General features: G+C 63.1%; 15 protein-coding genes. 13 read left to right on the top strand and 2 right to left on the bottom strand.

Features of this window, described 5'->3' with window-relative positions:
• Positions 1-8: 8 nt before the first annotated feature.
• Both AC3WN8_RS20850 and AC3WN8_RS20845 read left to right on the top strand, forming a co-directional pair.
• A complete protein-coding gene (locus AC3WN8_RS20850) occupies positions 9-1,238 on the top strand; it encodes a dihydrolipoamide acetyltransferase family protein (RefSeq protein WP_492671399.1) in 1,230 nt (409 codons plus the stop codon).
• A 140-nt stretch (positions 1,239-1,378) separates the two neighbouring features.
• Positions 1,379-2,557 carry a dipeptidase gene (locus AC3WN8_RS20845; protein WP_492671398.1) on the top strand — a complete coding sequence of 393 codons (1,179 nt, stop codon included), beginning with the start codon at positions 1,379-1,381 and terminating at the stop codon, positions 2,555-2,557.
• 65 nt (positions 2,558-2,622) lie between these two features.
• On the opposite strand, the gene AC3WN8_RS20840 is transcribed toward AC3WN8_RS20845, so the two are convergent.
• Positions 2,623-3,360 carry a hypothetical protein gene (locus tag AC3WN8_RS20840; RefSeq protein ID WP_492671397.1) on the bottom strand — a complete coding sequence of 246 codons (738 nt, stop codon included), beginning with the start codon at positions 3,358-3,360 and terminating at the stop codon, positions 2,623-2,625.
• A gap of 167 nt (positions 3,361-3,527) precedes the next feature.
• Positions 3,528-4,184 (bottom strand): TetR/AcrR family transcriptional regulator, encoded by a 657-nt coding sequence (locus AC3WN8_RS20835; RefSeq protein ID WP_492671396.1) that lies wholly within the window; start codon positions 4,182-4,184, stop codon positions 3,528-3,530.
• Positions 4,185-4,668: 484 nt separating this feature from the next.
• Between AC3WN8_RS20835 and AC3WN8_RS20830 the strand changes: the two genes are divergently transcribed.
• Genes AC3WN8_RS20830 through AC3WN8_RS20780 form a run of 11 tightly spaced genes read left to right on the top strand, consistent with a single transcriptional unit; the run spans position 4,669 to position 13,297 of the window.
• On the top strand, positions 4,669-5,061 hold the full coding sequence (locus AC3WN8_RS20830; protein WP_492671395.1) for a c-type cytochrome: 393 nt from the start codon (positions 4,669-4,671) through the stop codon (positions 5,059-5,061).
• A 39-nt stretch (positions 5,062-5,100) separates the two neighbouring features.
• Positions 5,101-6,231 (top strand): amine dehydrogenase large subunit, encoded by a 1,131-nt coding sequence (locus tag AC3WN8_RS20825; protein WP_492671394.1) that lies wholly within the window; start codon positions 5,101-5,103, stop codon positions 6,229-6,231.
• 3 nt (positions 6,232-6,234) lie between these two features.
• The gene (locus AC3WN8_RS20820) at positions 6,235-6,762 is read left to right on the top strand and encodes a MauE/DoxX family redox-associated membrane protein (RefSeq protein ID WP_492671393.1); all 528 of its coding nucleotides are present in this window, start codon (positions 6,235-6,237) and stop codon (positions 6,760-6,762) included.
• Positions 6,759-7,370, top strand: coding sequence for a redoxin family protein (locus AC3WN8_RS20815; protein ID WP_492671392.1), 612 nt, complete (start codon positions 6,759-6,761; stop codon positions 7,368-7,370). The genes AC3WN8_RS20820 and AC3WN8_RS20815 overlap by 4 nt, the downstream gene beginning before the upstream one ends.
• Before the next feature lie 19 nt (positions 7,371-7,389).
• Positions 7,390-7,902 (top strand): methylamine dehydrogenase light chain, encoded by a 513-nt coding sequence (locus AC3WN8_RS20810; protein ID WP_492671419.1) that lies wholly within the window; start codon positions 7,390-7,392, stop codon positions 7,900-7,902.
• A 4-nt stretch (positions 7,903-7,906) separates the two neighbouring features.
• A complete protein-coding gene (locus AC3WN8_RS20805) occupies positions 7,907-8,377 on the top strand; it encodes a c-type cytochrome (RefSeq protein WP_492671391.1) in 471 nt (156 codons plus the stop codon).
• 33 nt (positions 8,378-8,410) lie between these two features.
• Entirely contained in the window at positions 8,411-9,820 is a 1,410-nt protein-coding gene (locus AC3WN8_RS20800; RefSeq protein WP_492671390.1) for an aldehyde dehydrogenase family protein, read from the top strand.
• The gene (paaK, locus tag AC3WN8_RS20795) at positions 9,817-11,112 is read left to right on the top strand and encodes a phenylacetate--CoA ligase PaaK (protein WP_492671389.1); all 1,296 of its coding nucleotides are present in this window, start codon (positions 9,817-9,819) and stop codon (positions 11,110-11,112) included. Before AC3WN8_RS20800 ends, paaK begins: the two co-directional genes overlap by 4 nt.
• 13 nt (positions 11,113-11,125) lie before the next feature.
• Complete coding sequence (locus AC3WN8_RS20790; RefSeq protein ID WP_492671388.1) at positions 11,126-11,284, top strand: EthD family reductase; 159 nt, start codon at positions 11,126-11,128, stop codon at positions 11,282-11,284.
• Between the two features lie 19 nt (positions 11,285-11,303).
• Entirely contained in the window at positions 11,304-11,549 is a 246-nt protein-coding gene (locus AC3WN8_RS20785) for a LuxR C-terminal-related transcriptional regulator (RefSeq protein ID WP_492671387.1), read from the top strand.
• Entirely contained in the window at positions 11,549-13,297 is a 1,749-nt protein-coding gene (locus AC3WN8_RS20780) for an amidohydrolase (RefSeq protein ID WP_492671386.1), read from the top strand. The genes AC3WN8_RS20785 and AC3WN8_RS20780 overlap by 1 nt, the downstream gene beginning before the upstream one ends.
• Positions 13,298-13,538 lie beyond the last annotated feature (241 nt).

Here is a 13,538-nt window from a genome sequence, read left to right as displayed (position 1 = left end):
CAGGACCAATGATCGATATTCTCGTCCCCTTCGAGCAGGAAGGCACCAAGGCGATCGTGCGCAGCTGGCTGAAGAAGCCGGGCGACCGGGTCGCGCTCAACGATCCGCTCGTCGAGCTTGAGACCGACAAGGTCACGCAGGAGGTGCCGTCCCCCGGCGACGGCCTGCTCGAGCTGATCCTGCTCGATACCGATGCCGAGGCGGTGCCGGGCGCAATCCTCGGGCGGCTCCGCCGTGCCGAAGCGGTCGTCGAGCCGGACGAGGTCGCTCCGGCGCCTGCAACCGTCAATGCAGCGCCGTCGCATTCCGAAAGCGAACTGCGTCTCTCCCCGGCCGTTCGCCGCGCCGTGCGTCAGCACGAGGTCGATGTGTCCGTCGTCACCGGCACCGGCCGTGACGGGCGCATCACGCGCGCCGATATCGACAAGCATCTTGCCGAACGGGGCAAGGCCCCGGCGCCCGCGCTTGCCCCCGATCCGGCACCGGCGGTTCGCGCGGCGGAGGCACCGGTGTCGCCGGCACCCGCGGCAAGCGACAAGGTCCGCAGCGTGCCGCATGATCGCATGCGGTTGGCGATCGCGCAGAACATGCTCAATTCGGTCACCGTCGCGCCGCACGTCACCGCTGTGTTCGAGGCCGACTTCGGCCGGATCATGGCGCACCGGGCGAAGCACAAGGCGGACTATCAAAAGGCTGGCGCGAACCTCACCTTCACCGCTTATGTGCTTGCGGCGGCCGCAGAGGCGATGAAGGTGGCGCCGGCGATCAACAGCCGCTGGTATGATGATCGCCTCGACATCTTCGAGGATATCAATATCGGCGTCGGGACGGCGCTCGGCGACAAGGGATTGGTCGTGCCGGTCGTCGACCGCGTCCAGGAACTGTCGCTGCTCGGTATCGCGAAGCGGCTGACCGACCTCACCGGCCGGGCCCGTGACGGCAAGCTTACCCCGCAGGATATGCGCGGCGGCACCTTCACCCTTTCCAACCATGGCGTTTCGGGATCGCTCTTCGCGTCCCCGATCATCATCGCGCAACCGCAATCCGCGATATTGGGCGTGGGCAAGCTGGAGAAGCGGGTGGTGGTCTGCGAGGTGGATGGCGTCGACAGCATCCAGATCCGGTCGCGATGCTATGTATCGCTGACGATCGACCATCGTGCGGTCGACGGGCATCAGACCAATGTCTGGCTGTCGCGCTTTGTCGAAGTCATCGAAGGATGGCCGCTCGACGGTTGAGGCTGCGGGCGTTCAACGCTGCCGTCGCTGGAAGGGCGGGGCGCACTGACAGCGCCTGTCCGGACAGATTGACCACACGCCCCGCGCATGACAAGTTTCCGAATCTGAAACATTCGAAAACGATCATTTGCGGGGCCATGATGACCGACCGTTCCTCACCGAAGCTGGACCGTCGCCGTTTCGCGCTGGCTGGGCTCGCCGTCGCCGGCGGCGCAGGCCTGTTGCCCGGTTTCGCCTGGGGCGCCGATGCGCCTGCCGACAATCCGGGGCCGATCCCGCCGCGCATCAAGGCGCTTTACAAGAATGCGGTGGCGATCGACTGCCTCGCCAGCCCCAATACCTTCAACGTCAATTATCCCGTGGGCGGCAAAGAATTGTCGCCCGAGCAACTGCGCAACGTGCGAGCGAGCGGGCTGACCGCAGTCAACATGTCGGTGGGCGGTCCGACGCCCGAGCGCACCCGCGAGCGCATCGCCAATATCAAGGACGACATTGCCCGCCACCCCGACACGCTGATGCTGATCAGGAACCATGCCGACATCGCCCGCGCCAAGGCGACCGGCAAGCTCGGCATCATGCTCGGTTTCCAGGGGCTGGAGTGGATGCAGGACAATCTCGCCCTGATCGACGAATTCGCCGATGCCAATGTCCTGATCATGCAGCTCACCTATAATCAGGAAAGCAGCATCGGTTCGGGATCGCTGTCGCGCGATCCGGCGCCGGGGCTGGAGGCGGTCGGCCGCGAGGCGATCCGGCGGATCACCGCGCGGCGGTCGATCGTCGACCTGTCCCATTCGCACGCGCAGACCGCGCTCGACGCCGCACGCGAATCCAGCAAGCCGATCATCCTGTCGCACACCGGTTGCCGCGCGGTGTACGACCATCCGCGCAGCCAGCCCGACGAGGTGTTCAGGGCGGTGGCGGCCAAAGGCGGTGTGATCGGCATCTACATCATGCCGTTCCTGGGCGTCGACACGCTGGGGCCGAGCCGCGCGCTGCTGACGCGCCACATTCTCCATGCGATCAAGGTCGCGGGCGAGGATCATGTCGGCATCGGCAGCGACACCTCGATCACGCCGATCCTTTATGACGACGGCTATCGTGCCGAACTCAAGCGCTTCATCGCCGGGCGCGCGGGCAACAATATCTCCGCCCCGCTCGAAGACAGCGGCATGCCGTTCAGCACGCCGGGCCTCAACACGCCGCGCCGGCTGGAAGTGATCGCCTGGGATCTGGCGCAGGCCGGCGTCAAGGACGCGGTGATTGCCAAGGTGATCGGCGGCAATTTCAACCGCGTGTTCGGTGAGGTGTGGGGTTAGAGCGATTGGAATCACCTGCCGGCTCGGAGCGCCGGACGATCTTGATGTGTGCGGTGTCGCGCGCTCTAAGGACGCATCTCGTCCTTGATCAGCCGATAGAGGCCCTGGTCGTGGCCTGCCAGCGCTGACCCGATCGCATCGGCCGCGATCCCCGCCTGCTCACGCGTATCGGCTTCTATCTCGAAAACCGTGAGAAAAGCGGGAACCGAGCGGGGCTCATGCATGAGCACTCTGTCGAGGCCATAGCGCGTGGCGTGTTGAAAGCGCTTGGCGGCAGCGAGCCGTGCCATCTGGCCAGGCCCCGGGCTTCGGTCGGTGCGAACAAGAAAAAGCCAACGCCCACCATTTTTCCCAGCTTCTGCGATCGGCGGGGCCAGGCGGCGATAATATACGCGTTCGACGACCTTGATCAGATCGGTCGAACGGCCCAGCTGATCCATACGCCAACTCGCCATGAGCATCGCGATGATGGTTTTGTCGATATTCGCAGAGCGGATGTCGTAAAGCGCCAGATAGGAATCCGCGGCGTCGGTGGAACTGTTCTTTATGCTGTGGTCCGCACGTTCCCCCCTGCGCGCACGCATATAGCCGGGGACCTCGAGCACATCGGGAATGTCGATTTCATCATACCACCGGTTAAAGGCCTCTTCGCGGCTGGGGTCGACGTTGACCGATTTGACGACCATCAGCCAATCACCTTGTCCTGGGGCGGCCGAAGCGTTCGGCGCAAACATGCCTGCCGACACGGCTAGCGACAGCGCAGCAGCAACGGTGCCCAGTTTTGCAATCGCCGCTCGTTTCATCCCGTGCGCCTTTCGATCCTGGTGAAGATCGTCCCGTTCAGCGCGGCACGACCTGCCTTTTCGCCCACGCATTCGGGCGCCGCTCGCTATCCTATCTTCCTTTGCGCGCGCGGGATGTCGTCAGAACTGCGGACGCGATAGCCGCCGGCGAAACTGCCCCTATCGGCTTATTCCACGGTGGCGAGTTGAGTCGGCAGATAGATGCTGAGATAGGCCGTCACCGCCAGAATCGCCTCGTTCAGGGCGTAGTCGGCAACCCTGTCATGTTCGGCGACCGACAGGGAGAAGAACACGTCCGCGATCAGCAGGGCCTTGAAAAACAACTCGCGCGAATCCGCAAGCTCGGGAAGGACGAACTGCGACCGGACTGCCATCCACAATGCGGTGCCGAAACGGAAATCCTCCTTGCAGGCCGCGTTCTTTATATCCGGTGGCGTATGAGGCCCCAGCATGAGCTTGCGCGCAGCAGGGTCGTCATTGAACGCATTCCGATGATGGATCAGCGACGCCTTGATCAGTTCCTGCCAGGTTGAAACGCGCGGCAAGTCCAGATCTTCCGATGCCTGTTGTGTCGCAACCGTTCGGGCGAGCTCCTTCCAGAGTTCGCCGATATCTCCAAAGAAATGATAGGTTGAAGACAGCGGGATTCCCGCCCTTTCGGCAATTCCAGCCATGCCGATCTGGTCCAGCGACTGTTCGGCGAGTGCTGCCCTTGCCGCCGCGAGGAGCTCGGCGCGCCGCGCGCGGCCTCTGGCCTGCGTCGCGCGTCCCGTTCCTGCATTGGCCGACGGTTTGCGCGTCGCGATGGCCGGGGGAGATTCCATTTCATTGCCTCAATTGACCTGCCGCTTCACTCGAACGGCCTTTCCGTCGTTTCTTATATCTTGACAACAGAAATTGCACAGATCAAATTCGAAAAAATTCGATTTAAATGAGAGGGGGGATTGTGGGGACGTACGGACCATGGCGCAATTCAGCCATTGCTTCGCCGGACGGGGCGGAGCGATGCCGACTCGCTCGAGTCGACGGGGTATGTAAGGTTTACGGGCATAGCCTACGACCGGTCGCGCACCGCGCAGTCGCGATACGCAATGTTCCGAAAGGCTTTGTCGATGCGCTGCTTTGTCAGGGCAAAGTTTTTAAATTCGAACTTTTGCGAGTTTTTTGTGCGATTTGTGGCCGGTTCGGCCATATGGCGACCCGCTGGTCTGCTGGTGGATTCCGCCAGGCGTTCACCGTCCCATCGATGGCGATGTCGCGTTTTCCCCGGAATATGCGGCTGATCCAGGCCGGAAGGAGCGGGGGCTTGTGAAGCTGTTTGTGAAACTTGCGGCAATGGCGCTCTACACCGCCGGCACGACCGTTGCCTTTATCGGGGGCGATCGGGCCAGTGCCCAGGATGCGACTGCCGGCGCCAAAGTCTTTGCCAAGTGCCGGGTCTGTCATCAGGTCGACCGCGCAAAAGGCTCGGGGCTTGGGCCTAATCTGGCTGGGATCGTGGGGCGGAAGGCGGGCACTTTTGCGCGCTTCAACTACTCGCCTGCCATGGCCCGTTCCAACATCGTCTGGGACAAGGCGCGCCTCGATGCCTTTCTGGCGGCGCCGCAGCGCGCAATGCCCGGCAGCCGGATGGCGTTTGCAGGACTGCCGAACCCCAAGGATCGCGCCGACGTGATCGCATATCTGTCGACGAACAAATAGCTCGAAGCACGGAGAAACTCAGAGATGTCTCGAACTCTATTGCTTGCTATCGGTGCCGCTCTGCTCCTTGCGGCTCCCGCGAGTGCGCAACTTGAACCTGAGCAGCTGACCGTAGAGTCGCTTCCCGAAAGGCTGCCGGCGCATTGGGTATGGGTGAACGATATCTCGTTCTTTCATATGGCCGATGGGCGCGCCTACCTGATCGACGCGGACACCGGCAGGTTCGTGGGGATGGTCAATGGCGGATACGGGCATGGCATGCTCGGCCTGGATCCGCGCGGTGATCGCTTCGTTGTTCCTGCGACTTTCCATTCACGCGGTTCGCGTGGCGAGCGTACGGACGTGTTGACGTTCTATTCGTCGAAAACGCTCGAGCCGGGCGAAGAAATCGTCATTCCGCCCAAGAAGTTCAGCGGGATTCCGTTCGTCGGCAGCGCGCCGCTCAGCGATGACGGGAAATTTGCGCTCCTCTACAACTTCACGCCCGAGCAATCGGTCACGGTTGCGGATCTGGAATCCAAAAAGCTTGTCGGCGAATATCCGACACCCGGCTGCGGACTCATTTATCCCGTCGGCGCGCGCCGGTTCATGATGCAGTGCGGCGATGGATCGATGCAGCTCGCGACCATGGATGCGTCGGGCCAGGTCAAGCTTGCCGGTGTTTCCAAACCGCTTTGGGCCCTGTCCGACCCCGCCACCGAGAAGGCCGTCCGGATTGGCCCCAGCCAATGGATGTTCTTCACCTTCAACAGCGAGGCGATCGTGGTCGATGGTGCGGGGGATAAGCCCAGGATCGTCCAGCGATGGTCGCTGGTCGGGGCAAATCCGGACAATTGGCGGATCGGCGGGCTACAGCCGAGCACTTATCATGCTGCCTCGGGGCGCCTCTATGTCCTGATGCATCAGGGCGGCCCTGAAACGCGGAAGGATCCCGGTAGCGAGGTCTGGGTTTTCGACATCAAGACCCAAAAGCGGGTGCAGCAGATCAAGCTCGCCGTGCCGGCGACGTCGCTCGCGGTCAGTCACGACGACAAGCCCCTGCTTTATGCCGTCGAGTTCGGGGCGCCGGTCCTGACCATCTATGATGCCCTTGGCGGGCAAAAGCTTCGTTCGGTCGATCAGCTCGGCGAAGCACTCACGATCATCCAGCCGGCCCCTGCAGGACAATGATCGATGTCGCTTGATCCGCTCATTCCGCTTGTCGTCCGTCTGGGGATCGCTCTCCTCTTCGCGGCGTCCGCCTGGCACAAGATTCGGGACTGGCCGCGCACCGGGGCGGTCATTGCCGGCTATCGCATCCTCCCGCGCGAGGCGAGCCAGGCTGCCGCCGCCGCCGTCATCGCGGCGGAACTGGCGGTGGCAGCCGCTGTGCTGCTCACGCCGCTCGGCCTTCACGCCGCGGCGATCATGCTCGTCGCTTATGCGGCCGTCATCGGCCTGAACATCGTGCGGGGCAATGACCGGATCGACTGCGGCTGCATCGGTTTTGCGGCCACGGCCCCGCGTCTGAGCTGGCTGATGGTGGGCCGGAATTGCGTGATCGCGTCTTCGGCGGTGCTGTCGGCGCTGTCGGCAACCTCCGCACGCGCTTTCGCATGGATGGACTTTTTCTCGCTGGGCGTCGCCCTCGCGATCCTGGGGCTGCTCTACGCGGCTTTCGACACGGCGATCGCGCTTCCAGGCCGGAGTATTGCATCATGATCCACGCGCTGACCGTCGCCGTTGTCCTGCAATGGGTTCTCATTCTTGTGCTTTCGGCGTTGCTCGTCGCCCTCTTCAGGCAGGTCGGCATGCTGCATGAGCGGCTGGGACCGGTCGGCGCTCTTGTACTGCCAGGCGGGCCCAAGGTGGGCGAGCCTGCCCCCAAATTCGAATTGAGAGCGATCGACACGACGCCGGTGTCGATCGGTGTCGCCGATGCGGGCAGATCGATGCTGGTCTTTTTCCTCTCACCGACATGTCCGGTCTGCAAGACGCTTCTCCCCGTCATCAAGCGTCTGGCCCATGACGAGCGCGATCGGCTCAGGGTGGTGCTCGCGAGCGATGGCGACGAGATCGCCCAGCGGAAGATGGTCGAGGAGCGCCAGCTTCACGACTTCCCGCTTGTCCTCTCGACCAAGCTGGGCCTGGCTTATGGGGTATCCAAGCTGCCGCATGCGGTGCTGATCGCCGGCGACGGAAGGCTCGCCGCCACCGGCCTGGTCAATAATCGCGAACACCTTGAGAGCCTGCTGGCAGCGCAGGACCTCGGTGTCGCGTCACTACAGGAATTTCTGTCCCGGCGTGCGCAAGAACGCGTCGGGAATTGATGGGGTTGGAGTTGAAGCCATGTCGAGATTGGATCGAATTGCCGAATTGATGGCGCGTCGCGCGGCGCAGGGCATTTCACGCCGCAACATTCTGGCGCGAATAAGTGCGGCCGCCTTCGTCACGACCATTCCGGCGCTGCCGGTTTCCCGCGCCCTCGGCCAGTCCGCGAAGCCCCAGCCGGGGGAAAAGGGGGATCCCGCATCCTGCGATTATTGGCGCTATTGTGCCATTGACGGCTTTCTCTGCTCTTGCTGCGGCGGATCGGTGTCGAGTTGCGGCCCGGGTTCCGAACCATCGCCGATCACCTGGGTGGGCACCTGCCGCAATCCGGTGGACGGCAAGGATTATGTGATCTCCTATAATGATTGCTGCGGAAAGTCCGCCTGCGGACGGTGCATGTGCAATCGCAATGAAGGCGACACCCCGGTTTATCAGCCGCAGGGCGCGAACGACATAAACTGGTGCCTCGGAACCCAGTCGGGCCTGGTTTACAATTGTTCGACGGCCGTCGTGCTGGGGCCAGCGGGCTAGCGCAATGCGGCGTCTTGCGGCCCTTGTCTGTGCGGTTGCTGTCTGCGCGGTTGCCGGTCTGACTGGCTTTGCGTCGCCGGCGCAAACCGGCACGCCGCGCAGTCCGCGGGTCAACTACATGACCAACTGCCAGGGATGCCACACGCCCAATGGTGACGGCGTGGCGGGCAAGGTTCCGCCGATGCGGGGGTTTCTTGCCAGTTTTCTGACGGTGCCCGGAGGGCGGGAGTTCCTCGTGCGCGTACCCGGCGTCGCCAATTCGACGCTCGGCGATGCCGATCTTGCGGCGCTGATGAACTGGCTGGTTCCGACAATGGGGCCGACCGTGTCCGCCGAATTCAAGCCCTTCAGCGCCGCGGAGATCGGCATGTTGCGCCAACGCCGCCTGCAGGACGTGAATTCGGTTCGGGCGGCACTCATCGCGCAGATGCCGCCCGAGCTCCGGTCGAAGGCGCAACAACCGGCAAAACCCTGATTCAATCAAACCAGAAAAGAGAGGCCGTCGGCCATGACAGACGCGTTCACCCTCACCATCGACGGCAAGCAGTTGCCCGCAGGCGAGGCATTCGAGGTATATGATCCAGCCACGGGGGCGGTCGTGGCGATGGCGCCGGCCGCATCGGCCGACCAGCTGGACGCCGCCGTTGCGGCTGCCAGACGCGCTTTCGCCGCCTGGTCCACGCGGCCGCAGGCCGATCGCAATGCGGCGGTGGTCAGGATGGCAGAGATCATCGAGGCAAATGCGGCGGAACTTGCCGAGTTGACGACGCGCGAGCAGGGCAAGCCTCTGGGGGGATTGGGCTCGCAATGGGAAATCGGCGGGGCGATCGCCTGGACGCGGTATACGGCGAGCCTGGAGCTTCCGGTCGAGACGATCCAGGATGACGATGCCGCCCGTGTGACTCTCCATCGCAAGCCGATCGGCGTGATCGGTTCGATCACGCCGTGGAATTTCCCGGTGATGATCGCGATCTGGCACATCATGCCGGCCATTCAGGCAGGCAATACGGTGGTTCTCAAACCCTCGCCCAATACGCCGCTCGCGACGCTGCGACTGGGCGAGTTGTTGCAGAGCGCCTTGCCGCCGGGCGTGCTGAATGTCGTGACCGGCCGGAACGAGATCGGGCAGGCGATGGCCGATCATCCGGGGATCGACAAGATCATCTTTACCGGTTCGACGGCGACGGGGCGCAAGGTCATGGCGAGCGGGGCGGCGAACCTGAAGCGCCTCACGCTCGAACTGGGCGGAAACGATGCGGGCATCGTGCTTGCCGATGTCGATCTCGATGCCAGCATCGAGAAGCTGTTCTGGGGCATTTTCATCAATAACGGGCAGACCTGCGCGGCGCTCAAGCGCCTCTATGTCCATGATTCAGTCTATGACGACGTCTGCGAGCGGCTGGTTGCCTTTGCCACGAACGTGGTCACGGGCAATGGCCTGGACGCGGCGAGCCATCTCGGTCCGGTTCAAAATCCGATGCAGTTCGAGAGGGTCAAAAGCCTTGTCGAGCGTGCGAAGCGGGAAGGGGCGCGGGTCTTGTGTGGCGGGGAACCGCTCGACGGCCCGGGGTCGTTCTACCCGGTCACGATCCTTGCCGATGCGAAGGACGGCATGGCGATCGTCGATGAAGAGCAGTTCGGGCCGGCCATTCCTGTCATCAGATTCACCGACCTCGACGACGTCGTTGCGAAGGCCAATGCCAGCGAGAACGGGTTGGGCGGTTCGGTCTGGTCGAGCGACACAGAAAAGGCACGCACGATCGCCGCCCGCCTCGAATGCGGCAGCGTGTGGATCAACAATCATGGCGCGATCCGTCCCGACGCCCCATTCGGAGGGGTGAAGCAGTCGGGTATCGGGGTCGAGTTCGCCGCGCTTGGCCTGGCCGAATGCACGTCGGTTCAGGTGATCCACTCGTGATCGAGACCTTGCATCCGATCGAGCGGGCGTCGATCGACGAATTGCGGTCTCTTCAGCTCGAACGCCTGCGCTGGTCGCTCAATCATGCCTATGCGGGCAATCCGCGATATCGGGAGAAATTCGAGGCCGCCGGCGCCCATCCCGACGATCTCGGCTCGCTGGACGATCTCTCGCGCTTTCCCTTCACGACCAAGGCGGATCTTCGGGACGCATATCCCTTCGATTTCTTCGCCGTGCCGCAGGAGCGGCTGGCACGGCTTCACGCGTCGTCGGGGACGACCGGCAAGCCGGTTGTCGTCGGCTACACGAAAGCCGATCTGGAGACATGGGCGCAGCTTGTCGCGCGATCGATCCATGCGGCCGGCGGGCGAAGCGGCATGAAGGTCCACATCGCCTATGGCTATGGCTTGTTCACCGGCGGGCTCGGGGCGCATTACGGGGCCGAGGCACTCGGCTGCGCCGTCATTCCGATGAGTGGCGGCCAGACCGAAAAGCAGATGCAACTGATCGCCGACTTCCGGCCCGACATCATCATGGTGACGCCAAGCTATCTGCTGGCCATGCTGGACGAATATCACAAACGCGGTCTCGATCCTGCCGCGACCTCGCTCAAGATCGGCATATTCGGCGCCGAGCCCTGGACCGAAGCGATGCGGCGGGAAATCGAAGGCGCGTTCGCGATCCAGGCGCTCGATATCTACGGATTGTCGGAAGTGATGGGGCCGGGCGTGGCGCAGGAATGCGGCGTTGCGAAGGACGGTCCGACGATCTGGGAGGATCATTTCTATCCTGAGATCATCGACCCCGAAACGGGCCGGGTTCTTCCCGACGGCGAAGAGGGCGAGCTCGTCTTCACATCGCTCAGCAAGGAAGCGATGCCGGTCATCCGTTATCGTACGCGGGATCTCACCAGATTGCTGCCGGGCACGTCGCGGCCGATGCGGCGTATCGCGAAGATCACGGGGCGCAGCGACGACATGATGATCGTGCGCGGGGTGAACGTCTTTCCCAGCCAGATCGAGGAAGTGATCCTCACCTGCCCGGCGCTCGCGCCGCATTATGCGATCGAGCTTACCAGGCCCGACCGGATGGATGTCATGACGCTTGCGGTCGAGCATCGTCCCGAAGCGTCGGTCGACGAACAGCAGCGCGATAGCCGGGACCTCATCCACAAGATCAAGTCGCTGATCGGGGTCAGCGTCAACGTGCAGATCGTGCAGCCCGGCGGCGTTGCCCGATCGGAGGGCAAGGCGCGGCGCGTGACCGATAAACGTGCCGTCGTCGGCGCATAGGGGGAGAAAGAAGATGAAGAAGATGGCCGTTCCATACAAGGCGCCGCAAGATTCGGTGGCAGTCCTGGCATATTGCAACGAGACGCATCTGCCGCTCGCGGCCGCGATTCCGGCTTTGATCCGAAGCGAAGCGACGCGGCTGGATCATACGCGTCTCGGCGAAACCCTCTAGGCTATAGGGAGCCCTTGTCATGAGCGCTTTGGCTGTCGATCCACGATGTTCGATAGGAAAGATCGAGGTTCAGCTCGGACAGATTTTTGGCGACCTGACGGATCGCGAGCGCGCGGTCTGCGCACGTACGATGGTCGGTATGACCGCAGAAGCAATCTCACTGGACCTGGGCATCGCCCAGTCCTCGGTGCTCACGTACCGACGCCGCGCCTATGATCGCTACCGGATATCGCACAGCAACCAGTTTTTTCTGGGGATGATCTGATGCGGCCGCATTCCGCTCTTCGCCGGTTGGGCTGGAGCCTGTCCATCGCGGCGGCACTGGCTCTGACCGGAACGGCAAGCGGCCAGCCCGCGCGATCGGAGCTGCTCGTCCTTGGCGGCCGGATCAAGACTCCGGAAGGGTGGGCGCAGGCAATGGCCGTCCGTGATGGGGGGATCGTCGGCGTCGGCAGGGCCGCCGCGATGCGCAAGCTGCTAAGCCGCGGGGCGAGGGAACTTAATGTCCGCGGCATGACCGTGATGCCGGGTCTGGTCGATTCACACGTGCATCCCCTGTTCGCAGGCCTTGCGGCGGCGAGTTGCCAGCTTCCGCCGGGCGCAGCGGCAAACGTGATCGCGACATCGGTCAAGGCCTGCGCCGCGCGCACGCGCCCCGGCGAGTGGATCAAGGGGGGCAATTGGGTTGCGGCGGCTTTTCTCCCGGGCCAGCAAACGCGTGCTTTTCTGGACTCGATCGCGCCGCACAATCCCGTCCTGCTCAACGACGAGGCGCTCCATAGCATCTGGGTCAATTCGCAAGCGCTCCAGCGCGCGGGGATCGATCGCAATACGCCCGATCCCGTGGGCGGTATCATCGAACGTGACGACAAGGGGGAGCCGACCGGTCTGCTGCGCGAGAATGCGACCAGCCTGGTCGAGAGTATCTTGCCCGCAGACAGCCTCGCAGCCCGCCGTTCGGCGGTCCAATGGGCCACCGATACCATGTTGTCCTACGGCATCACCGCTTTCACCGTGGCCTCGATCCGCGACGCCGATATCGAGCCTTTCGCGCAGCTCAGCCGGGAGGGGCTGGTCAAGCAGCATATCCGGGGATGCATCGTCTGGGACGCGCAGCAAGCCGTCCAGAACGAAATGGGCGAACGGCTGATCGCAAACCGGGCCGGCTTCACGACGACACGATTCAAGCCTGATTGCGTCAAGCTGTTCCTGGATGGCGTTCCAACGGAAAGCCACACCGGAGCGATGCTGCAACCCTATGCCGATCGCGGGGAGGGGGACACGCGTCCCGCGCGGGGGCTGCTGATGATCCCGCAGGCCGATCTCAATGCCGCATTGGCGCGCTTCGACAAGATGGGATTGTCGGTCAAATTCCATGCGGCGGGCGATGCTGCCGTTCGGGCCGCGATCGACGCCATTGCCTATGCGCGCAATGCCAATGGCCCCAATGGGCCGATCCATGCCGTCGGGCACAGCACGTTCGTCGATCCTTCGGATATCCCTCGGGTCAAGGCGCTCCATGCCGCCTGGGAATTTTCCCCCTTCATCTGGTACCCGACGCCCATTGCCTCGGTCGATATCCTCAAGGCGGTCGGCCCGGAGAGAATGACGCGCTGGGTGCCCGTCGCCGAAGGGGTGGCGAGTGGCGCTCTGGTCGTCGCCGGTTCGGATTGGCCGGTGATCCCCTCGGTCAATCCATGGCTCGGGATCGAAACCCTGGTGACCCGCGCGCGTCCCGGCGGCAGTGCGGAGCAGCTCGCGCCGACGGAAGCGATCGGTCGGGAGCAGGCATTCAAACTCTTCACGGAGAATGGCGCCCGATTGATGGGGCTCGGTCGGACCGGCGCCCTGGCCGAAGGCATGCGTGCCGATTTCATCGTAACGGAGCAAAATCCCTATGAAATTCCAAATACCGAAATCCACGAAACGCGCGTGATGATGACGTTCATAGATGGCGAAATGGTATTCCGCCGTCCCAATCCGGTATCCGATGGAAGATCGAAGAAAAGATAGTTTCGATCAAACAAAATGCGTTGACCGGAAATGCGAGTGGCGGAGCGGGTGATGTCGTCCATGGTATATTCGAGACTTTGCGGCGCGATGACCCGGTGCGGAAAATATAAGATTTGAGCGAGGTGCTCCGAAACTTTTGATGCTTTGATCCCGCGCGATGCGCAGCCGCCAGGCAGGTGTCATCAGTTCAGGTGACAGAAGAATTCTTCGTGCTCGGCTACCATCGATCGCAGATCGACGG

This window comes from Sphingobium sp. FW305-3-2-15-F-TSA7, from assembly GCF_058787155.1.
Note: the sequence above shows the minus strand (reverse complement) of the source record. Positions and strands in the feature narration are given on the sequence as shown.

Excerpts from the sequence above, each read along its gene's own strand:
- AC3WN8_RS20850 (WP_492671399.1), top strand. The coding sequence starts at position 9 with ATGATCGATATTCTCGTCCCCTTCGAGCAGGAAGGCACCAAGGCGATC.
- AC3WN8_RS20845 (WP_492671398.1), top strand. The coding sequence starts at position 1,379 with ATGACCGACCGTTCCTCACCGAAGCTGGACCGTCGCCGTTTCGCGCTG.
- AC3WN8_RS20840 (WP_492671397.1), bottom strand. The coding sequence starts at position 3,360 with ATGAAACGAGCGGCGATTGCAAAACTGGGCACCGTTGCTGCTGCGCTG.
- AC3WN8_RS20835 (WP_492671396.1), bottom strand. The coding sequence starts at position 4,184 with ATGGAATCTCCCCCGGCCATCGCGACGCGCAAACCGTCGGCCAATGCA.
- AC3WN8_RS20820 (WP_492671393.1), top strand. The coding sequence starts at position 6,235 with ATGTCGCTTGATCCGCTCATTCCGCTTGTCGTCCGTCTGGGGATCGCT.
- AC3WN8_RS20815 (WP_492671392.1), top strand. The coding sequence starts at position 6,759 with ATGATCCACGCGCTGACCGTCGCCGTTGTCCTGCAATGGGTTCTCATT.
- AC3WN8_RS20810 (WP_492671419.1), top strand. The coding sequence starts at position 7,390 with ATGTCGAGATTGGATCGAATTGCCGAATTGATGGCGCGTCGCGCGGCG.
- AC3WN8_RS20805 (WP_492671391.1), top strand. The coding sequence starts at position 7,907 with ATGCGGCGTCTTGCGGCCCTTGTCTGTGCGGTTGCTGTCTGCGCGGTT.
- AC3WN8_RS20800 (WP_492671390.1), top strand. The coding sequence starts at position 8,411 with ATGACAGACGCGTTCACCCTCACCATCGACGGCAAGCAGTTGCCCGCA.
- AC3WN8_RS20790 (WP_492671388.1), top strand. The coding sequence starts at position 11,126 with ATGAAGAAGATGGCCGTTCCATACAAGGCGCCGCAAGATTCGGTGGCA.
- AC3WN8_RS20785 (WP_492671387.1), top strand. The coding sequence starts at position 11,304 with ATGAGCGCTTTGGCTGTCGATCCACGATGTTCGATAGGAAAGATCGAG.
- AC3WN8_RS20780 (WP_492671386.1), top strand. The coding sequence starts at position 11,549 with ATGCGGCCGCATTCCGCTCTTCGCCGGTTGGGCTGGAGCCTGTCCATC.